This is a genomic window from Flavobacterium sp. UMI-01 (genome assembly GCF_019656315.1).
Taxonomy (GTDB): domain Bacteria; phylum Bacteroidota; class Bacteroidia; order Flavobacteriales; family Flavobacteriaceae; genus Flavobacterium.
The window spans coordinates 61855-83030 of record NZ_BPLU01000012.1 but is presented as its reverse complement, the minus strand read 5'-3'; the positions used below and the strand labels follow the sequence as shown (position 1 = coordinate 83030).

The window sequence follows — 21176 nt, the reverse complement described above, 5'->3', positions numbered from 1 at the left end:
AAACGTTTGAAGCTGTATAGCCCATCGGGACAACTCTTTTTTAAACCTCAATCATTATTTTAACCTCTTATTAATTTTTTATATTTCAAGCGTTTTGGAGTCAAATCACCACCTAAACGTTTCTTCTTGTTTTCTTCATATTCCGAAAACCCTCCTTCAAAATAATACACTTCGGAATCACCTTCAAATGCTAAAATATGTGTACAGATTCGGTCCAAGAACCAACGATCGTGTGAAATAACCACTGCACAACCAGCAAATTTCTCTAATCCTTCTTCCAATGCACGTAGTGTATTTACATCCAAATCATTAGTAGGCTCATCCAACAACAATACATTTCCTTCTTCTTTTAAAGTCATTGCAAGATGCAAACGGTTGCGTTCCCCACCGGAAAGAGTAGCTACTTTTTTATTTTGGTCACTACCTCCAAAATTGAAACGACTCAAATAAGCTCTAGAATTCACTTGACGACCTCCCATCATGATTAATTCTTGTCCATCACAAAAATTTTCCCAAATAGATTTATTAGGGTCAATATTAGAGTGTGATTGGTCAACATAAGCGATTTTTACCGTATCTCCTACTGTGAACTCTCCTTTATCAGTTTGCTCTTCCCCCATTATCATTCTGAAAATTGTTGATTTACCAGCACCATTTGGCCCGATAATCCCAACAATTCCTGCCTGTGGCAAGGTGAAATTCAAATTATCATACAGCAATTTATCACCAAATGCTTTCGAAACACCTTTGGCTTCAATCACATTCGTTCCCAAACGAGGACCGTTTGGAATGTAAATTTCTAATTTTTCATCCAATTCTTTTTGGTCTTCATTTAATAATTTATCATAATTCTGCAAACGCGCTTTTTGCTTTGTTTGACGGCCTTTGGCACCTTGACGTACCCACTCCAACTCGCGTTCTAAGTTTTTTCTACGTTTAGAAGCTACTTTTTCTTCCTGCGCCATACGATTTGACTTTTGATCCAACCAAGAAGAATAATTTCCTTTCCACGGAATACCTTCCCCTCTATCCAATTCTAAAATCCACCCTGCTACATTATCTAAGAAATAACGGTCGTGTGTTACAGCAATTACGGTTCCTGCATATTGTGCTAAATGTTGCTCTAACCACAATACTGACTCGGCATCTAAGTGGTTGGTAGGCTCGTCTAATAATAATACATCAGGTTGTTTTAGCAACAATCGGCATAAGGCTACACGACGACGCTCTCCTCCTGAAAGATTCTTGATTGGTGTATCACCATCAGGGGTACGCAATGCATCCATAGCAATTTCCAACTTTGTATCAATTTCCCAAGCGCCTAAAGCATCAATCTTATCTTGTAAAGCCGCTTGACGATCCATCAATTTGTCCATTTTATCTGGGTCTTCATAATTCTCTGGAAGTCCGAACAAATCATTTATTTTATTGTATTCTTCTAAAACTGCCATCGTTTCAGCAACTCCTTCTCTAACAACCTCAATTACGGTTTTGCTATCATCAAGAATTGGTTCTTGCTCTAAATACCCAACAGTATATCCTGGTGCAAACACCACATCCCCTTGGTAATTTTTATCAACTCCCGCAATGATTTTTAATAATGACGATTTACCTGAACCATTCAATCCTAAAATACCAATTTTAGCACCATAGAAAAAGCTCAAATAAATGTTTTTAAGTACTGGTTTATCCGCACCTTGATAGGTTTTACTCAACTTGGACATTGAGAATATTACTTTCTTATCGTCTGACATTTTTATTTATTGTTATGTGATTATTTAATTTTATTCGTTGGTATTGAAGTTTTAAAAAGTGAAATTTGACTTTAAAGCCTTCCTTTCAAAGAATTAAACACCCAAGATATCGCTAAGAACCCTACGCCAACAGCAGCAAAACCCCAGCCAGCAACATCATCATATCGAAAAGCTCCCAATCCTATTAACAGAAACCCCATCAATAACATTATAAATGTAGCCCAGCCCAATATTGTATTTTTATTCATTCCCATAAAATGTGGTATTTTTTTAAAAGGCAAATATCGTTAAAAATTAAGGCTAATTAAAAATCTTGTATAGCATTTCTTTTAATAAATCTCCATTAGAAAGTGCATTTGCTCCTACTCCTTTGCTTTTTACATCAATTTCGCGTAAAGCCGCAACTATTTGACTTACTTTACGCATGGGGTAGTTTTTGATGGCAACTTCATATTCTTTCATGAAATAAGGATTCACCCCTATCAATCCTGCAATTTTTGATGGATTTTTATCTTTAGCTCCGTGGTATTTTAATAATTGCACAAAAAAACCAAAAATCAAACCTGTTGTCATTACCAACGGATTGTCTTTGGGATTGTGTGCAAAGTATTCGGCAATTTTATAGGCCTTTAATTGATTGCGTTCACCAATGGCTTTTCGTAATTCAAATACATTAAAGTCCTTGCTAAACCCAATATTTTCTTCGATTGCACTTGCTGTAATCGTGCTTCCTTTGGGTAAAATCACCTGCAATTTTTCCAATTCATTATTAATCTTACTCAAATCAGTTCCTAAAAACTCAACTAACATGGCGGCTGCCTTAGGCTCAATAGCATATTTTTTCCCAGATAATACTCTTTTTATCCAATCCCCTACTTGATTTTCGTATAATTTTTTACTCTCATACACCAAACCATTTTTGGCTAAGGTTTTGGTAATTTTTTTTCTCTTATCCAGTGTTTTGTATTTGTATGCAAAAACTAAAACTGTTGTAGGCATAGGATTTTCGGCATACGATTCTAACTTATCAATTGTTCTACTTAATTCCTGTGCTTCTTTTACGATTACAACTTGTCTGTCTGCCATCATCGGATAACGTTTGGCAGTTGAAATAATATCATCAATTGTAACATCGCGTCCATATAAAACCGTCTGATTAAACCCTTTTTCATCTTCAGACAAAACGGTATCTTCTATAAAATCAGACAATTTATCTATATAATATGGTTCTTCTCCCATCAAAAAATAAATAGGTTTGATTTGACCAGCCTTTATGTCGTTTACAATTTTTACTACGTCGTCCATGATTTTTTTCAGGTTTTAGGTTTTGGAAATCTTACACCAATTGAATTCTTTTTAAACAAATTTACACAAAAAACGCTATGCCATTATTTATCAAATTTTACCAAATAAGAATTCTATTTTAATGTTATTTACATCGATGACTTTCTTACTTTGTGTAAACTCAGCGAAAATTGTGTTTAACATTTTTTATTCATTAGAGTTTCTTGTTGAGTAGCAAAACTATAAACTAAATAACTATTTTTGCTCCATGCAAAAGCTTAATTTCCCACCTTATTCTTTTCGATTCAAAAATAGCGAAAATAAAGTGGCTATATTTGATGAAATCAGGAAAAAATTTATCATTCTCACTCCCGAAGAGTGGGTTCGACAACATGTGGTACGGTATTTATTAGAAGAAAAACAAATCCCCAAATCACTCATTAACGTTGAAAAACTACTGAAAGTGAACGGCTTAACAAAACGTTATGATGTAGTGGTTTATAACTCCGACGGTTCCATTCAAATATTGGTCGAATGCAAAGCGCCCGAAATTAAGATTTCGCAAACTGTTTTTGATCAAATAGCGCGATACAATCTCACTCTAAATGCCCATTTTTTAATGGTAACCAATGGTTTGAATCATTATTTTTGTCGCATGGATTATGTCAATGAAAAATATGATTTTTTACCTGAAATTCCCTCATACAATAGTTATAAATGAAAATAGCAGTCGTAATACTCAATTGGAATGGCGTTGAATTATTAAAAAAATTTTTACCCTCTGTTGTACACTATTCCCCCGAAGCTACAATTTACGTAGCCGACAATGCCTCTACGGATGATTCCGTATCTTTTTTGAAAGCAAATTTTCCTGATGTTCATATTGTCGTAAACCAGCATAATTATGGTTTTGCACGTGGATACAATGAAGCCTTACAACACATTCAAGCAGATATATATGCCTTGGTCAATTCGGATATTGAAGTTACCGAAAATTGGTTACAACCCATTATCTCCAATTTCAACAATGAACCTCAAACTGCGATTGTACAGCCTAAAATTTTGGATTATAAAAACAAAAAAAAATTTGAATATGCGGGTGCTGGAGGTGGTTTTATAGACAAATATGGTTATCCTTATTGTCGTGGACGTATTTTTGAAACTATCGAAGAAGATAAAGGGCAATACGATGATGAAACCTCCATTTTTTGGGCATCTGGAGCTTGTTTTTTTATCCGTTCTTCTGTTTATCATGAGTTAAAAGGTTTTGATGATGATTTTTTTGCGCATCAAGAAGAAATCGATTTGTGTTGGCGTGTTATTAATCACCAACACACCATAAAATACAATCCAAACACCACTGTTTATCATGTAGGTGGTGCTACTTTGGACCAATCAAACCCTAAAAAAACCTATCTCAATTTTAGGAATTCATTATTCATGTTAGTAAAAAACTTACCCAAAAAAAGTCTATTACCTATTTTATTCACCCGATTAATACTTGATGGAATCGCTGGATTAAAATTTATTTCACAAGGAAAAAGCACACATTGCTGGGCCATTTTAAAAGCCCACTTTAGTTTTTATCTTTCATTTTCAAGTAATTACAAAAAAAGAAGTCGTTTTCAAACACCTCACTACTACAAAGTAAAATCCATTGTTTATCAGTACTACCTTAACAATGGCAAGGTATTTGTTAACTAATTTTAACAGTATTTTATAAGTCAATTTTAAACATTAAAAACTAAATTTGTAACCCAAACCTAATTAATGAATTTATGAAAAAAATCGTAGTAGCATTATCAGTACTAACTCTTTTGGCCTCTTGTGTGTCAAAAAAGAAATATCAAGAATTAGAAGCTCGTAACAAAGAAACACAAGATTTATTAAATACTTGTACCGTAAAATTAAACACTTGTCTTGAAGAAAAAGCAGGTCTTGCAGCATCAGTTGCAGGTTTAAAAGAGCACAACGAAACTTTGATTACCACTTCTAAGAACTTAACAATGTTAACTTCAAAAGGAGCTGAAAACTTAGAAAAATCGTTAGAAAGCTTAAAAGAGAAAGATTTAAAAATCACAAGATTACAAGATGCTTTAACTAGAAAAGATAGCGTTACTATTGCATTGGTGTCTAGCTTGAAAAGTTCGGTTGGAATCTCTGATCCAGACATCGAAATCAATGTTGAAAAAGGAGTGGTTTATATCTCAATTGCTGATAAGTTATTATTCAAAAGCGGCAGCTATGAAGTAACTGATAGAGCTAAAGGAGTATTAGCCAAAGTAGCTAAAGTAGTAAACGATAAACCAGACTTTGAATGCATGGTGGAAGGACATACAGATAACGTTCCTTATATTGGAAACGGTATTTTGATTGACAACTGGGATTTAAGTGTAAAACGTTCTACATCAATCATCCGTGTTTTAACAAATCAATTAGGGGTTAAACCAGAGCAATTAGTTGCTGCAGGTAGAAGTTCTTACGTACCTTTGGTTTCAAATGACTCTGCTGAAAATAGAGCCCGTAACCGTAGAACACGTATCGTAGTATTACCAAAAATTGATCAATTCTACGATATGATTGAAAAAGAAATGAAAAAACAAGCTGGTAAATAATTTAGCAAGCTTATTCAAATTATTAAAAACGTCTCGTAAGGGACGTTTTTTTTTACCCAGTAAGTAGCTTAAAATTTATTTTCGAACACCCAATTCGTTTAATACAAAATTGCTATAATAGTGTCGTTACTACAACAAGATGCAAAAAGTCTATTCTTATTTTTTTCAAAAATAAAGAGGGAAAAAACATTTGCTATTTGCTACTTTTACAAAAAAAAAAAATATGCCTCAATATTTTCTCGATATTACTTATAACCAACAACGGTTTGCCGAGGAAGAATTAAACTTTAAAGAATTTGAGGCTTGTGTGTTCACTAATTGCGATTTTACAGTTTGCAGTTTTACAGCCGTAACCTTTATCGATTGTACTTTTAATAACTGTAATTTTAATGGTACCAAAATCAATCATGTTGCTTTTAGAACCGTACATTTTAATGGTTGTCAAATTATAGATGTCAATTTTGCGATGTGCGACAAACTTATTTTTGAAATACATTTCAAAAATTGTGTTTTAGATTTTTCAAAATTTTACGCGTTGAAAATGAAAAACACCCATTTTTTAAATTGTAGTTTAATCGCTGTAGATTTTATGCAGGCAGATTTGACAGCAGTCACTTTTGATAACTGCAATTTATACCGTGCTGAATTTGATTATGCCACTGCAAATAAAACCAACTTTATCACTAGTAAAAATTACAGCATTAACCCTAAAAAAACCAAACTCAAAAAAGCAATTTTTTCATTAGACGAACTAAAAGGATTGTTGCATACACATCAGATTATTGTCGAATAAAAAGTGCAAAATAGGTTTTAGAAAAGTTTAGATTTTTTTCTCCATCACATAATCTTCCATCCAATATCCTTCACCAATAGAGATATTTTCTTCTTTAGTGATTACAAAACCATTATTCTTGTAAAATTCAACTGCTTTATTGTTTCTATTTACATTCAAAAAAACAGCTGTAGTTTGATTTTCAATGGCTAATTGTGTAACATATGTAATCAAAGCCCTTCCTATTCCTTTTGTCTGTTGATTAGGTAAAACATATAATTTATGGATTTTTGTACGGGATTCATCCAAAATAAAATGCTCAAATGAAACAAAACCAATGGCTTCATTTTTTTCTTTAGCCAATGCAAAATGATGTCCCTTAGCAAAATCTTCTACCATTCGCTCCACCGAATAAAACAAATTCAACATATAATACAGCTGTTCTTGAGACAAAATTGATGCATAAGCCACAGGCCAAGTTTGCTGTGCTATAAATTGAATACTTGGAAAATCTTTTGGAGTAGCTGGTAAAATTTCAATCATTACTCGGTAAAAATTTTATTTTCTTGTTCACTCACACGAATAAAAGTGGTCCTTTTCGTTAACTCCTTTAAACGAGAAGCTCCTACATAAGTACAGGTACTTCGTAAGCCACCCAATATATCTAAAATTGTATGGAGAACACCTCCTTTGTAAGGCACTTTAACTGTTTTTCCTTCACTCGCCCGATATTCTGCCACACCGCCTACGTGTTTATTCATGGCAGTAGTTGAACTCATTCCGTAAAACTGTTTATAGGGTTTGCCATTAACTTCAATCCATTCCCCTCCACTTTCATCATGACCCGCAAGCATACCACCGAGCATAACAAAATCAGCGCCCGCACCAAAGGCCTTTGCAACATCACCCGGTGTCGTACATCCTCCATCACTTATGATATGGCCACCTAAACCATGAGCAGCATCCGCGCATTCAATTATAGCGGATAATTGGGGATAACCTACCCCTGTTTTCACTCTTGTAGTGCACACTGAACCTGGACCAATACCTACTTTTATAATATCAGCACCAGCTAGTAATAATTCTTCGACCATTTCACCTGTCACCACATTTCCTGCAATGATGACTTTATCAGGATAATTTTGTCGCATTTGTTTCAAAAAATTTACAAAATGTTCAGAATATCCATTAGCAACATCAATACAGATAAATTGCAGTAACGGATGGGCTTGTATGATTTGAGCCATTTTCTGGGCATCCTTTTTACCTGTTCCAGTACTTATGGCAATATAAGAATACCATTCCTGAGGTATGTCATTTAAAAAAGTACTCCATTCCGCTACAGAATAATGTTTATGGATGGCAGTAAATATTTTTTGTTGTACCAAAACCTTTGCCATTTCAAAAGTGCCTACGGTATCCATATTGGCGGCAAAAATGGGAACGCCAGTCCAACTCTTAGTACTATGCAAAAAATTAAAATTGCGTTCTAAGGTAACCTCTGCTCTACTTTTGAGCGTTGAACGTTTGGGCCTTATCATAACATCTTTAAATCCTATTTTGAGGTCGGTTTCTATTCTCATCGTTTTCACTTTTGATTACTCTCAAATTTACTTTTTTTGGAACCAAAAAATAATAACTCAACCGAAAACTAATTCGCTATTTATCAACAATAATTGTTAGAAATGAAATCCAGAATCTATGCTTTTTCCAAACTCAAAAAGGCTTTCCCTAAATAAGCAATAATATCCGAAGCGATAAAAGATTGGGTTCCCATATCTGGCAGAGCAATATCAGCAGTTAAACCATGTAAATACACCCCAATGATAGCGGCATTCAAAGGCGTATAAGACTGCGCTAATAGGCTTGTAATGATTCCTGTCAATACATCACCACTCCCTGCTGTAGCTAATGCGGCATTGCCAGTTGAATTTTGATATACATCTGTACCATCAATAATATAGGTAGGTGCGCCTTTCATAACTATAATCAAATTGTATTTTAACGAAAAGGCTATAGCTTTTTCCCATTTTTCTTCCTCAGTTAACCATTCCCCTATTAACCGCTTTAGTTCTTTTAAATGAGGTGTTAATATGGTTTTAGGTTTTAAATAATACAAACCTTCTGTATTTTTTGCTAAAATATTCAATCCGTCGGCATCGATTACCATAGGATAATAATGTTTTCTTAAAAAATGGATAACGGCTTTTTGAGTCTGCGGTGACATCCCTAAACCAGGACCTAATCCTATCGCATCGGGATGAAAACCAACAGCAATATTAGAAACACGTTTTTCGACATCATCGGTTACTACCATGACTTCTGGGTTAGACAATTGCAAAATGTGGTATCCACATCTAGGAATAAATGCAGTAACTAGCCCGCATCCCGATTTGATACAAGATTTAGTTGCTAAGACTGCGGCTCCAATTTTACCATAACTACCCGCTATAATCATCGCATGTCCTTGAATTCCCTTGTGAGTATCAAAAGAAACTGGTTTATAGCGTCTTACTATTTCGTTCTTATCTATAGGTAAAAGTACTTTCATTTTTTGTAAACTTTTACTTAAAATTACGAATAATTACAAAAAGATATAACAAAACAATTAATTATTTTTTGCTAAAATTATTACCTAAAAAAACAATAAATTAGCTCCCTTAAAAAAACTTAGTAAAAACAACAATGAAAAATACAGCACTGACGCATATCCATGAAAATTTAGGAGCCAAAATGTTACCCTTTGCAGGTTACAATATGCCTATTTCCTACGAAGGAATCAATATAGAACACGAAACAGTGCGAACTGCTGTGGGTGTATTTGATGTTTCTCACATGGGTGAATTTTTGCTTTCTGGACCTAATGCATTAGCTTTAATTCAAAAAGTAACTTCAAATGATGCCGCTATTTTAACCGATGGTAGGGCGCAATATTCTTGTTTGCCTAATACAGCTGGAGGAATTGTTGATGATTTATTGGTTTACAAAATCAAAGACGAACAATATTTATTAGTCGTTAATGCCTCTAATATAGAGAAAGATTGGGAATGGATATCGAGTCAAAACGATTTAGATGTTGAAATGAAAAATCTTTCTGATGATTATTCTCTTTTGGCTATTCAAGGCCCCAAAGCCGTCGAAGCCATGCAGTCTTTATCGTCTATTGATTTAGCTTCCATTGCTTATTATCACTTTGTGGTAGGAGATTTTGCTGGAATCGAACACGTAATCATTTCGGCTACGGGTTATACAGGAGCTGGAGGTTTTGAGATTTATTGTAAAAATTCAGAAGTCGAAACCATTTGGAATAATGTTTTTGAAGCCGGAGCGGCATTTGGTATCAAACCTATTGGATTGGCTGCACGTGATACCTTGCGTTTAGAGATGGGGTTTTGCCTTTACGGAAACGATATCAACGACACTACCTCTCCTATAGAAGCTGGTTTAGGATGGATTACCAAATTTAATAAAGAATTTACCAATTCAGCTAATCTTAAATTACAAAAAGAACAAGGAGTAAGTCGTAAATTAATTGGTTTCGAAATGCAAGAACGTGCCATTCCTAGACATGATTACGAAATTGTAGATGCCAACGGTAGCCCTATCGGAATTGTGACTTCTGGAACAATGTCACCTTCCTTAAATAAAGGAATTGGTCTTGGTTATGTAACTGTCGAAAATAGTGCCGTTGATAGCGAAATTTACATTCGCATCCGAAAAAAAGATGCATTAGCAAAAGTGGTGAAATTGCCATTTTATAAGAAGTAAAGAAAAGTCCTGAAGGACTGAGTTGCTTTGAATTTTTCCTTTTTTTAACATCTAAGATTTTATTTAAATCATTTAAGAAAAAAGAAGGACATTTAAATAGTTGAAATAAAAGATGAATTTTAAAATTTATTTGATTTCTTTAATCTGTTTTCCAAAACACCACGCAAATAATAAATCATTTTAAAACTTGCAGAATAATTGTATTTTTGCACTCGTTAAAAAACAAAAATAGAAATGGGAAGAGCATTTGAATTTAGAAAAGGAAGAAAAATGAAACGTTGGTCAGCCATGGCCAAAGCGTTTACTCGTATCGGAAAAGATATCGTTATGGCAGTTAAGGAAGGTGGTCCTAATCCTGATGCCAATTCTAGATTGCGAGCAGTAATCCAAAATGCTAAGGCAGCCAACATGCCTAAAGAAAACGTAGAACGCGCCATCAAAAAAGCAACCGAAAAAGATACTGCAAACTATAAAGAAGTACTTTTTGAAGGTTATGCACCTCATGGAATTGCCTTATTGATTGAAACGGCCACCGACAATAATAATAGAACCGTTGCTAATGTAAGAAGCTATTTCAACAAATGCAATGGAACATTAGGAACTCAAGGTTCGGTAGAATTTATGTTTGACCATACTTGTAATTTCAGAATTCCAAAAGACGGTATTGATCCAGAAGAACTGGAATTAGAATTAATTGATTTTGGAGCAGAAGAAGTGTTCGAAGACGAAGACGGAATCTTAATCTACGCCCCTTTTAACAGTTTTGGTACTATTCAAAAAGAATTAGAAAACCGTAACATCGAAATATTGTCATCCGGATTTGAAAGAATTCCTCAAATCACTAAAAAATTAACCGAAGCTGAAATGGCCGATGTTGAAAAATTGATTGAAAAAATTGAAGAAGACGATGATGTGATGAACGTATATCATACCATGGAAGAAGCTTAAAATTTCGCTCCATTTGAAACCAGAAAACTCTAGCGTACATGCTGGAGTTTTTTTTTGGAGCTTTTTCCAGCTATTCGTTTCAATCTTTTACTAAGGCTAAAACGCCTTAGTAAAAGGATTTCCACTGCTATCTGGGCTAGGGATTTGGGACACAAAATGATTTTTATAAACCTGTTAAACCCTTTCCCTAAATCTACAATTTACAACTCTAATTTGCCTATGGCTTCCAAAACATACCCGTGCATTACTTCACGATAATCCAAATGAGTTACCACACGTAACTTTCCTTGTCCCATCGCACTAATGGCAATATTTTTACTTTTTAATTTTTCTATAATTAGTTTTTCATTATACTGCGGTTTCACTGTAAAAATGACAATATTAGTTTCTACGGGTGCAATCGTATCCACCCAATGCGTTTTGCGCAATGCCTGTGCAATTTCTCTTGCTCTTCGATGGTCTTCGGGTAATTTCGAAATGTTGTTTTCGAGTGCAAATAATCCAGCTGCTGCTAAATAACCTACTTGGCGCATACCACCTCCCAAAATTTTTCTAATACGTACAGCACGTGCTATGCTAGCTTTATCTGCCAATAAGACGGAACCTATCGGAGCTCCTAATCCTTTAGATAAACAAACGGATATGGTGTCAAACAATTGCCCAAACATTTTTGGATTTTGCTTTTTGGCCATCAATGCATTCCAAATTCGAGCACCATCCAAATGGAATTTCAACTGATGCGCATCACAAACCGCTTTTATTTTTTGCAATTCTTCCAATTCATAACAAGCTCCACCCCCTTTATTAGTAGTATTCTCTACGCAGACCAAACTAGTCAATGCGCTGTGATAAAATTCAGGATCATTGATGGATTGAGCAACTTGGTCAGCGGTTATCAAGCCTCTTTCACCGTCAATCAAAGAAAAAGAAACGCCACTATTAAAAGAAGCACCACCACCTTCATATAAATAAACGTGTGAACTTTTATCAGCTATAATTTGCTCACCAGGTTGTGTATGAAGTTTTATTGCAGTTTGATTGGCCATTGTTCCAGACGGAAAAAACAACCCAGATTCCATTCCAAATATTTGAGCAACAGTAGCTTCTAATTCTTTCACAGTAGGGTCTTGCTTATAAACATCATCCCCTACTTGAGCGTTAAACATACACTCTAGCATTTCGAAACTGGGCTTAGTAACAGTGTCACTAACAAGATTTATTTCCATTCTTTATTTTATAATATAATACGAACAAGAAGCAACTTGTCCCTTCACAAAATTTTTCTATTTTTGCGCAACAAAATTACAAATTTTATGACAACTACCGAACAAATTAAAGGTATTGTGGAGCGCCTTGGTGCGTTGAGGAGGTATCTTTGACGTTGATGCTAAATTAATCGAAATTGCTAACGAAGAAGAAAAAACTTTTGCTCCTGATTTCTGGAATAACGCCAAAGAAGCGGAACTTATTGTGAAAAATCTAAGATCTAAAAAGAAGTGGATTGACGATTACAATAAAGCCGTTTCGTTATCCGACGAATTGCAACTGGCTTACGAATTTTATAAAGAAGGCGAACTCTCTGTAGAGGAGCTCGATGAGCAATATAGCAAAACAGAACACCATATTGAATCTATTGAGTTTAAGAACATGCTTTCTGACGAAGGTGATGCGTTAAGTGCTGTATTGCAAATTACCGCAGGAGCTGGTGGTACCGAAAGTTGTGATTGGGCCTCGATGTTGATGCGTATGTACATGATGTGGGCAGAAAAATCAGGCTACAAAATACGCGAGCTTAACTACCAAGAAGGTGATGTAGCTGGAATTAAAACTGTTACACTAGAAATTGAAGGAGACTTTGCTTTTGGTTATCTAAAAGGAGAAAATGGTGTCCATCGATTGGTGCGTATTTCTCCCTTCGACAGCAATGCGAAAAGACACACGTCTTTTGTTTCTGTTTATGTTTACCCTTTAGTAGATGATACTATTGAAATCGAAATCAATCCTGCAGATATTGAAATTACCACTGCACGTTCCAGTGGCGCTGGTGGTCAAAATGTGAACAAAGTGGAAACTAAAGTTCAATTGGTTCACAAACCCTCAGGAATCCAAATTCAATGTTCAGAAACACGTTCTCAACACGATAACCGCACAAGAGCCATGCAAATGTTGCGTTCGCAATTGTACGAAATCGAATTAAAAAAACAACAAGAACAACGCAATGATATTGAAGCAGGTAAAATGAAAATTGAATGGGGTTCACAAATTCGAAATTATGTGATGCAACCTTATAAACTTGTGAAAGATGTTCGTACGGGTTATGAATCTAGCAATGTGGATGCTGTAATGAATGGTGAAATTGATGAATTTTTAAAAGCCTATTTAATGATGATGGGACAAAAAGAAGAAGACGAATAAAAACATCCTCTTCCTAAAAAATATTATAGCCTTTGATACTTATCAATTCAAAGGCTATTTTTTATGCTTCATTATAACCCAGATTAAGCATTAGAATTGGTAGGGCAACAAAATTTTTCAATAAATAAAGTGAATTAGATTTATACAGCTTAATTTGCCTTTTATGTTAAAGCCATAGTATTTTTTTAGCAAAAAAAGGAAATAGTGTTAACATTTACCGCTAAACAATTAAATAATTAGGATTAGCCCAAACAAATCACTTTATTTGATTCCTAAACTACAAGCTATTTATGAAATCCTACACCATAACCGAGATTAATGAAGTCCTAAAAGGAATAATTTTAGGCAATACCCAAGAAAAAATTACAGCCCCAGAACAATTAGAAGCAGCAAGTACAACTGAAATTTCTTTTATTGGTAACAAAAAATACGAAAAACTTTGGGCTACTTCCAAAGCTTGTGTTGCTATTGTTAACGAAGACATTTCAATTGAACCTGGTGCAAATAGAGCTTTTATTAAAGTAAAAAATGCCGATTTGGCCATGTCCCAAATTTTGGAACTTTTTGCTTTACCCATGCCTGAATTTGAAACAACAATTCACCCTAGCGCCACTGTTGCAATCACGGCACAAATTGCATCTGGAGTAAAAATTGGCGCGGGTTGTTATGTAGGACCAAAGACAAGCATAGGTAAAAACAGTATTCTTTATCCAAATACTACTCTTTTAGATGAATCATCTATCGGAGAGAATACGGTTATTTGGTCAGGGACGGTCGTGAGAGAACGATGCCATATTGGAGATAACTGTATAATTCATCCGAACGCTACTATTGGAGCCGACGGCTTTGGTTTTCGTCCATGTCCTGAAAAAGGATTAGTCAAAATTCCTCAAATTGGTAATGTAATCATTGGAAACAATGTTGAAATTGGTGCCAATAGCTGTGTCGATAGAGGCAAGTTTAGTTCTACTATTATTGGAGATGGATGTAAAATTGACAATCTAGTACAAATAGGTCACAACAGCAAACTAGGGCGCTATTGCATTATGGCTGGAAAAAGTGGTTTAGCGGGCTCCGTTACTTTAGGGAATGGAGTTATCATCGGAGGAAGTGCTTCTATCAAAGACCATACGACCATAGGAGACGGCGCTGTAGTTGGTGCAGGTTCAGGTGTCACATGTGACATTCCAGCCGGAAAAACCATGTTGGGCTATCCCGCAGTTGAAGCTCGTGATGCTTTAAAACAGTGGGCAATATTGAAAAAACTAGTAGCAAATTCTAAATCATAGAGCTATCCAATAGTAAAAATAGAACGAATAGCTTATGGCGCTAATCGTTCTATTTTCCACGAATAATCCTCTTGTAAAGTATAACGAATTCTATCGTGCAGACGATTGGCTCGACCTTGCCAAAACTCAACCTCTATTGGTGCTACAATAAAACCACCCCAATGTTTAGGCCTAGGAATGTTTCCTTGCTCGTATTGTGTTTCTAATTTTTTTAATTCGGTTTCTAAATAGGCTCTAGACGGAATCACTTCACTTTGATTGGAAACTACAGCACCTAGCTTGCTACCCACTGGTCTTGAATCAAAATAATTATCCGAAATATTTTCAGAAACTTTAGATGCAATTCCTTTAATAATAACCTGACGTTCCATAGAATGCCAAAAGAATGACAAACAAACTTTTGGATTTTGTTCTATTGCTCTTCCTTTTTCAGAATGATAATTGGTATAAAAAATAAATCCTTCTTCAGAAAATCGTTTTAATAGAACCACTCTTGCCTTTGGAAAACCATCTAATCCAAAAGTTGAAACTGTCATCGCATTTACTTCTGCTCCTGAAGCTTCAGGACCATCAAAATTTTCCACTTCATGAAACCATCGGTTGAACAAATTAATAGGATCTTCAGGAATACTAATCTCTAATAATTCGCTTTTTTCGTATGACTTTCTATAATTACTTAAATCACTCATAACTTTATTTTTTCCAAATTAAACGCAATCCGTTTAAGAATTCAACTCAGGTAATCTAATTTTAATACTCTATTTGGGATAGAAAATTTTATTTTAAAGGCTCATTCTAGACCTTGTTTACAACATAAATACTTTTTAAAATGCAAAACTTTTGCCGTCATCGGCTAATTCTACTTCTGAGAAAACAGTTTGTGCTTCTTGCTTAAATTTTTCAATGCCGTCATACCGGGTCGAATAATGTCCTAGAATTAATTTTTTGGCATTGGCTTTCGCAGCAATAGTCGCAGCTTCAATAGCAGTACTATGCATTGTTTTATTTGCTAATGCTTTTTCGGATTCTAAAAAAGTAGCCTCATGATATAAAACATCCACTTTTTCTATTATGGAAAGAATCGACTCATCATAGACTGTATCCGAACAAAAAGCATAACTCATCGATGGCTCTGGGTCAAATGTCAATTGAGTATTGGGAATCAACTGTCCATTTTCCAATAAAATATCTTTTCCGTTTTTTATATTTTGATAAAAACATGTTTCTATATTGTAACTCTGAACAGCTTCTATATTGATTTTACGTTTGTCTAATTTTTCTTGAAATAAAAAACCATTAGTATAAACACGATGTTGCAACGGAATGGTTTTAACTAATACTTTTTCATCTTCAAAAACCACAACACTGTCCTTGGATTCCAATTCGTGAAAAAACAAATTATAATTTGTCCATGAACTGGATAATTTTAATTGTAAAAGTGTAATTTCTTTGACACCTTTGGGACCATAAACATGTAAATCAGTAGTGCGTCCTAATAAACTAAAGGTTGAAATCAAACCAATCAATCCAAAAAAATGATCCCCATGCAAATGAGAAATAAAAACATGATTGATTTTTGAAAACTTGATTTTATTTTTGCGCAATTGTACTTGTGTTCCTTCACCGCAATCAATCAAAAACATCCTGTTTTTTATCTCTAAAACTTGAGATGTTGGATTGGTAATGGTTCGAGGAGTGGCTGCGTAACAACCCAAAATAGTTAATTTCATCTGTTGAAAATAAATAAGCCACTCGAAAGCGGTTCGTTTTAAAACGCTATCCTACTAAAAGCCTAAATCACGTTCAATTTCTTCCATATCTATGATATCGTTGGCTTCCAACAAGGTAGGTACCACTGTCAGTTTGGTCGGTAAGGCATTGTAATCAAAATCACTCACTACAATAACAAATGATTTTTTGTTTTTTTTATGTTGTTTGGATAGCGGTAAAAAAGATTTCACCTCCTCAATACTAACTTCTTTGTAGGCCAAAAGATCAATAATGATATTGTGATTTTCGTATGTTTTATATTGATGAGTTACTTTCATTAAAAAAGCAGTCAAATCGCCTTGAGTGTCTTTTAATGTCATCACATTTCCTTTTTCCTCTACTTTCATCCTTTTTCTATTTAGGTTTGTTTCTGCTAATTTACTAAGGTTTATTTAATTTTTGAAGCCAAAAGGTAAATAACTGCCATCCTAATGGCTACACCATTCTCTACCTGATTCAAAATCACAGATTGTTGTGAGTCAGCTACATCCGATGTAATCTCAACCCCTCTATTAATAGGTCCTGGATGCATAATGACAATCTCTTTGTTTAAGGAATCTAACAAATTTTTATCAACACCATATTGCTGTGCGTATTCTCTTGTTGACGGAAAAAAGTTTACATCCATTCTTTCATTTTGAACCCGTAACATATTGGCTACATCACACCATTCTAATGCCTTTCGTAAATTTGATTCCACTTTCACACCTAGTGACTCGATGTGTTTTGGGATAAGTGTTTTTGGACCGCAAACTTTTACTTCTGCACCCTGCATTTGCAATGCATAAATATTAGATAAGGCCACTCTGGAATGCAAAATATCACCCACAATTACGACTTTTTTTCCTGCAACATCACCCAGTTTTTCACGGATAGAATAACTATCTAGCAAAGCTTGTGTGGGATGCTCATGAGCACCATCACCAGCGTTAACAATACTGGCTTTAACATTTTTGGATAAAAAATAAGCGGCTCCAGGATTAGAATGTCTCATCACCACCATGTCCACTTTCATCGAAAGAATATTGTTTACCGTATCAATTAATGTCTCTCCTTTTTTAACAGAGGATTGAGCAGCTGAAAAACTGATAACATCAGCAGATAAACGTTTTTGGGCCAATTCAAACGAAAGTTTGGTTCGAGTACTGTTTTCGAAAAATATATTGGCAATCGTAATATCACGTAAGGAAGGTACTTTTTTAATAGGACGATTGATGACTTCTTTAAAATGATCGGCTGTTTCAAAAATTAGATCAATATCATTCTTGTTGATGTACTTGATTCCTAATAAGTGATTTACGCTTAATTCTTTCATTTTTTTGTTCTTAAATTATGAGCTTTTTGAATGTGATGTTATTAGTTTGTGATTAAACAAACCGAGTCTTCACCATCATTCTCTATCCAGTTTACTTTTACCTTTTCGTCATTAATTGCATCTACTTGTCGTCCTCTATAGTCGGGTTGAATTGGCAAATGCCTGCTAAAGCGTCTATCGATTAATACCAATAATTCAATTTCAGAGGGTCGTCCAAAAGATTGAATTGCAGTCAGTGCGGCGCGAATGCTTCTTCCTGTAAATAGTACATCATCAATAAAAATGACTTTCTTATTTTCTACAATAAAATTAATATTGGTTTTATTGGCTTCCAATGGTTTTTCGGTTCTTCGAAAATCGTCTCTAAAAAACGTAATATCCAAATATCCTAACTGGATTTCGGGAGTATGATACTCTTTTTCCAATAAAGTTTTGAGCCGTTCAGCTAGATAAGTCCCTCTGGGCTGAATCCCTACTAAAATGGTATCGGTAAAATCCAAATGATTTTCAATGAGTTGACAGGCCAAACGATGCAGAATGATATTGACTTCTTGTGAAGTGAGCAATACTTTTTGAGTCATAGTGATTGTAGTGTTTGTAGAGCAAATATACAAATTATGCCTTAGGAAATAAACTTTAAAAATTGCTTTAGCCCGATTAATATTTATTCGTATTTAGCCCCACTTCAAAAAAACAGTTAATATCATAAATCTTGATGGAAATTATGTAACATTTAATCTTAATGTGCGAAGTAATTTTACTTAATAATAATTTCTAAAAATCATGTTATGAAAAACTTAACTATCAAAATAGCTGTATTATTTCTTACTATTTCTTTATTTACCAGCTGTGAACTCGTGGGAGACATTTTTAAAGCCGGAATGGGTTTTGGAATTTTCATAGTGATTGCTGTCATCGTACTATTTCTATTTTTGTTGAGCAAACTATTTGGTAAAAAATAACAAAAAAAGACTCCTGCGATTTTACCACAGGAGTCCTTTTATAGTGCAACTGAATCCAACAATTAAGAATACATTTTCTTTCTTTGTTCTTGGATTTTTTCATCTTCCAAATACTCATCAAAAGTCATATAACGGTCAATTACTCCCTTTGGAGTTAATTCAACAATACGGTTACCTACAGTTTGAGCAAACTCATGGTCATGAGTCGTGAAAATAACTGATCCTTTAAAGTTTTTTAAGGAGTTGTTGAAAGCCGTAATCGATTCCAAATCCAAGTGGTTTGTAGGTTCATCTAACATCAACACATTAGCACGTTCCATCATCATTCGAGAAAGCATACAACGTACTTTTTCACCTCCAGAAAGCACACGGCTCGTTTTTAAAGCTTCTTCTCCTGAGAAAATCATTTTCCCTAAGAACCCTCTAATATATACTTCATCACGCTCTTCCTCTGTTTTTGCCCACTGGCGTAACCAGTCAACCAAAGTCAAATCGTTTTCGAAAAAATCATGATTTTCAACTGGCAAATAGGCTTGGTTTGTTGTAATTCCCCAATCATAAGTTCCTGCATCTGCTTTCATCTTATCGTTTATAATTTGATAAAACGCAGTTGTAGCTCTGGAATCTTTAGAAAATAAAACAATTTTATCTCCCTTAGCCATATTCAAATCCACTCCTTGAAACAACAAATCGCCATCTACTGAAGCGCTCAATCCTTGTACATTCAAAATTTGATCTCCAGCTTCACGATCTTGATCAAAAATAATAGCTGGATAACGACGACTTGATGGTTTAATTTCAGAAATATTCAATTTCGAAATCATCTTTTTACGGGAAGTCGCCTGCTTAGACTTGGCCACATTCGCAGAAAAACGACGAATAAACTCTTCCAACTCTTGTTTCTTTTCTTCAGCTTTTTTGTTTTGTTGTGCACGTTGTTTGGCCGCTAACTGGCTAGACTCATACCAAAACGTATAATTTCCTGAATAATGGTTAATTTTACCAAAGTCAATATCTGAAATATGGGTACATACTGCGTCTAAGAAGTGACGATCGTGAGAAACCACAATTACGGTGTTTTCATAATTTGCTAAGAAATTCTCTAACCAAGCGATGGTTTCAAAGTCCAAGTCATTGGTAGGCTCATCCATAATCAATAAATCAGGATTCCCAAACAAAGCTTGCGCCAAAAGCACACGTACTTTTATTTTTCCTTCTAAATCAGCCATCATTGTATAGTGATGATCTTCGGAAATCCCCAAATTAGATAGCATTGCTGCTGCATCAGAGTCGGCATTCCATCCATTCATTTCTTCAAACTGCACTTGAAGCTCCCCTATTCTATCAGCATTTGCATCGTTGTAATCCAAATACAACTCATCCATTTCTTTTTTAACAGCATACAACACTTTGTTTCCCATCAATACCGTTTCCAATACCGTGTGTTCGTCAAACATGTTGTGATTTTGATTCAAAACCGACATCCTTTTGCCTGGTTCCAAATGAACATGACCAGAAGTAGGATCCATTTCTCCTGAAATAATTTTCAAAAAAGTGGATTTCCCTGCACCATTGGCACCAATTACTCCGTAAACATTCCCATGGGTAAAAGTGGTGTTTACTTCATCAAACAAAATTCGTTTTCCAAACTGAACCGATAAATTATTTACTGTTAACATGAAAGTTCTTTATTTATAAAATTTCGGCAAAAGTACAAAAAAATACGGATTTATATTCATTCTAGGAATACAACGAATTTTGATGTATTAATTTTAAAAAAACAAGTACATCCCTTTTGTCAAATAAATAAAGTTATTTAAAATTGCAATACTATTTTGCTGCTTTACTAGTTTGTTAGTTCTACAAAAAATAATTTTGAATCATGATTAATCAAATTAGAAATTGTTTCCTAACAAAAATACTCTGGGGATTTATGGGTATTATTTTATTGAATTTAAGTGTTGACACCAGCGACCCTTATACTCAATGTATTCCAGAAAATTTCAGTTATAATGATCAAGAAAGCATCATCGAAATTGTAATTGAAAAAGTATTGGGTTATGAAAATGCTATTGTAGAATACGAAGACAATGACACTCAAGACCAAACTAAGAAAAGCAATTTCAAACTCGAATTAATTATTCCTCTAACCACTAAGAATTCTCCTTGTAATTCTATAATAGATTCAAGAAATACTGCTATTAGCTACCGTCAACTAGCGCTAAAAGAAGGAATTATTTCTCTAGATACCCCTCCACCAAAAATTTAATTTTTTATTTACCAA

General features: G+C 34.5%; 23 protein-coding genes. 10 read left to right on the top strand and 13 right to left on the bottom strand.

What is annotated here, in order from left to right; all coding sequences use genetic code 11:
* Nucleotides 1-59: 59 nt before the first annotated feature.
* From ettA to holA, 3 genes are all read right to left on the bottom strand, one after another.
* Nucleotides 60-1754 (bottom strand): energy-dependent translational throttle protein EttA, encoded by a 1695-nt coding sequence (gene ettA, locus K5R64_RS07210; RefSeq protein WP_220762240.1) that lies wholly within the window; start codon nt 1752-1754, stop codon nt 60-62.
* Nucleotides 1755-1825: 71 nt separating this feature from the next.
* On the bottom strand, nt 1826-2008 hold the full coding sequence (locus K5R64_RS07205) for a CAL67264 family membrane protein (protein WP_220762238.1): 183 nt from the start codon (nt 2006-2008) through the stop codon (nt 1826-1828).
* A 46-nt stretch (nt 2009-2054) separates the two neighbouring features.
* A complete protein-coding gene (holA, locus tag K5R64_RS07200; protein ID WP_220762236.1) occupies nt 2055-3059 on the bottom strand; it encodes a DNA polymerase III subunit delta in 1005 nt (334 codons plus the stop codon).
* A 247-nt stretch (nt 3060-3306) separates the two neighbouring features.
* Between holA and K5R64_RS07195 the strand changes: the two genes are divergently transcribed.
* From K5R64_RS07195 to K5R64_RS07180, 4 genes are all read left to right on the top strand, one after another.
* Nucleotides 3307-3759: a type I restriction enzyme HsdR N-terminal domain-containing protein gene (locus tag K5R64_RS07195; protein WP_220762234.1), complete on the top strand. Its 453-nt coding sequence runs from the start codon at nt 3307-3309 to the stop codon at nt 3757-3759.
* Nucleotides 3756-4742: a glycosyltransferase family 2 protein gene (locus tag K5R64_RS07190; protein WP_220762232.1), complete on the top strand. Its 987-nt coding sequence runs from the start codon at nt 3756-3758 to the stop codon at nt 4740-4742. Before K5R64_RS07195 ends, K5R64_RS07190 begins: the two co-directional genes overlap by 4 nt.
* Nucleotides 4743-4816: 74 nt before the next feature.
* On the top strand, nt 4817-5653 hold the full coding sequence (locus K5R64_RS07185) for a flagellar motor protein MotB (RefSeq protein WP_220762230.1): 837 nt from the start codon (nt 4817-4819) through the stop codon (nt 5651-5653).
* 223 nt (nt 5654-5876) lie between these two features.
* The gene (locus K5R64_RS07180) at nt 5877-6446 is read left to right on the top strand and encodes a pentapeptide repeat-containing protein (protein ID WP_220762228.1); all 570 of its coding nucleotides are present in this window, start codon (nt 5877-5879) and stop codon (nt 6444-6446) included.
* A 27-nt stretch (nt 6447-6473) separates the two neighbouring features.
* Here K5R64_RS07180 and K5R64_RS07175 read toward each other — a convergent pair whose 3' ends face one another.
* The 3 genes from K5R64_RS07175 to K5R64_RS07165 form a co-directional block, all read right to left on the bottom strand.
* Nucleotides 6474-6968: a GNAT family N-acetyltransferase gene (locus K5R64_RS07175; RefSeq protein WP_220762227.1), complete on the bottom strand. Its 495-nt coding sequence runs from the start codon at nt 6966-6968 to the stop codon at nt 6474-6476.
* Nucleotides 6968-8008 carry a GMP reductase gene (locus tag K5R64_RS07170; protein WP_220762226.1) on the bottom strand — a complete coding sequence of 347 codons (1041 nt, stop codon included), beginning with the start codon at nt 8006-8008 and terminating at the stop codon, nt 6968-6970. Before K5R64_RS07170 ends, K5R64_RS07175 begins: the two co-directional genes overlap by 1 nt.
* Before the next feature lie 116 nt (nt 8009-8124).
* On the bottom strand, nt 8125-8976 hold the full coding sequence (locus K5R64_RS07165; RefSeq protein ID WP_220762225.1) for an NAD(P)H-hydrate dehydratase: 852 nt from the start codon (nt 8974-8976) through the stop codon (nt 8125-8127).
* A gap of 134 nt (nt 8977-9110) precedes the next feature.
* Here K5R64_RS07165 and gcvT point away from each other — a divergent pair, with 134 nt between their 5' ends.
* Together gcvT and K5R64_RS07155 are read left to right on the top strand one after the other, a co-directional pair.
* Nucleotides 9111-10193: a glycine cleavage system aminomethyltransferase GcvT gene (gcvT, locus tag K5R64_RS07160; RefSeq protein WP_220762224.1), complete on the top strand. Its 1083-nt coding sequence runs from the start codon at nt 9111-9113 to the stop codon at nt 10191-10193.
* A gap of 234 nt (nt 10194-10427) precedes the next feature.
* The gene (locus K5R64_RS07155; RefSeq protein ID WP_220762223.1) at nt 10428-11141 is read left to right on the top strand and encodes a YebC/PmpR family DNA-binding transcriptional regulator; all 714 of its coding nucleotides are present in this window, start codon (nt 10428-10430) and stop codon (nt 11139-11141) included.
* A 200-nt stretch (nt 11142-11341) separates the two neighbouring features.
* Here K5R64_RS07155 and K5R64_RS07150 read toward each other — a convergent pair whose 3' ends face one another.
* Nucleotides 11342-12367 (bottom strand): low specificity L-threonine aldolase, encoded by a 1026-nt coding sequence (locus K5R64_RS07150; protein WP_220762222.1) that lies wholly within the window; start codon nt 12365-12367, stop codon nt 11342-11344.
* 87 nt (nt 12368-12454) lie between these two features.
* Between K5R64_RS07150 and prfB the strand changes: the two genes are divergently transcribed.
* Together prfB and lpxD are read left to right on the top strand one after the other, a co-directional pair.
* Nucleotides 12455-13556, top strand: a protein-coding gene (prfB, locus tag K5R64_RS07145) for a peptide chain release factor 2 (protein WP_220762220.1) whose coding sequence is annotated in 2 segments (ribosomal slippage) — nt 12455-12517 and nt 12519-13556 — 1101 coding nt in all. Because the reading frame shifts where the segments join, the coding sequence is not laid out codon by codon here.
* Between the two features lie 290 nt (nt 13557-13846).
* Nucleotides 13847-14845 (top strand): UDP-3-O-(3-hydroxymyristoyl)glucosamine N-acyltransferase, encoded by a 999-nt coding sequence (gene lpxD, locus K5R64_RS07140; RefSeq protein WP_220762218.1) that lies wholly within the window; start codon nt 13847-13849, stop codon nt 14843-14845.
* Nucleotides 14846-14877: 32 nt separating this feature from the next.
* Here the strand turns inward: lpxD and pdxH are convergent, their stop codons facing one another.
* From pdxH to pyrR, 5 genes are all read right to left on the bottom strand, one after another.
* A complete protein-coding gene (gene pdxH, locus K5R64_RS07135) occupies nt 14878-15534 on the bottom strand; it encodes a pyridoxamine 5'-phosphate oxidase (protein WP_220762216.1) in 657 nt (218 codons plus the stop codon).
* A 135-nt stretch (nt 15535-15669) separates the two neighbouring features.
* The gene (locus K5R64_RS07130; protein WP_220762214.1) at nt 15670-16575 is read right to left on the bottom strand and encodes a ribonuclease Z; all 906 of its coding nucleotides are present in this window, start codon (nt 16573-16575) and stop codon (nt 15670-15672) included.
* 54 nt (nt 16576-16629) lie between these two features.
* Entirely contained in the window at nt 16630-16962 is a 333-nt protein-coding gene (locus K5R64_RS07125; RefSeq protein ID WP_220762211.1) for a ribonuclease Z, read from the bottom strand.
* Between the two features lie 41 nt (nt 16963-17003).
* Entirely contained in the window at nt 17004-17930 is a 927-nt protein-coding gene (locus K5R64_RS07120; RefSeq protein WP_220762209.1) for an aspartate carbamoyltransferase catalytic subunit, read from the bottom strand.
* 41 nt (nt 17931-17971) lie between these two features.
* Nucleotides 17972-18511: a bifunctional pyr operon transcriptional regulator/uracil phosphoribosyltransferase PyrR gene (gene pyrR / locus K5R64_RS07115; RefSeq protein WP_220762207.1), complete on the bottom strand. Its 540-nt coding sequence runs from the start codon at nt 18509-18511 to the stop codon at nt 17972-17974.
* Nucleotides 18512-18718: 207 nt separating this feature from the next.
* Here pyrR and K5R64_RS07110 point away from each other — a divergent pair, with 207 nt between their 5' ends.
* Nucleotides 18719-18892, top strand: coding sequence for a hypothetical protein (locus K5R64_RS07110; protein WP_220762205.1), 174 nt, complete (start codon nt 18719-18721; stop codon nt 18890-18892).
* A gap of 62 nt (nt 18893-18954) precedes the next feature.
* Here the strand turns inward: K5R64_RS07110 and K5R64_RS07105 are convergent, their stop codons facing one another.
* Nucleotides 18955-20571, bottom strand: a complete 1617-nt coding sequence (locus K5R64_RS07105) for an ABC-F family ATP-binding cassette domain-containing protein (protein ID WP_220762203.1) — start codon at nt 20569-20571, stop codon at nt 18955-18957.
* A gap of 254 nt (nt 20572-20825) precedes the next feature.
* On the opposite strand from K5R64_RS07105, the gene K5R64_RS07100 reads away from it, so the two are divergent.
* Entirely contained in the window at nt 20826-21161 is a 336-nt protein-coding gene (locus K5R64_RS07100) for a hypothetical protein (protein ID WP_220762201.1), read from the top strand.
* Nucleotides 21162-21176 lie beyond the last annotated feature (15 nt).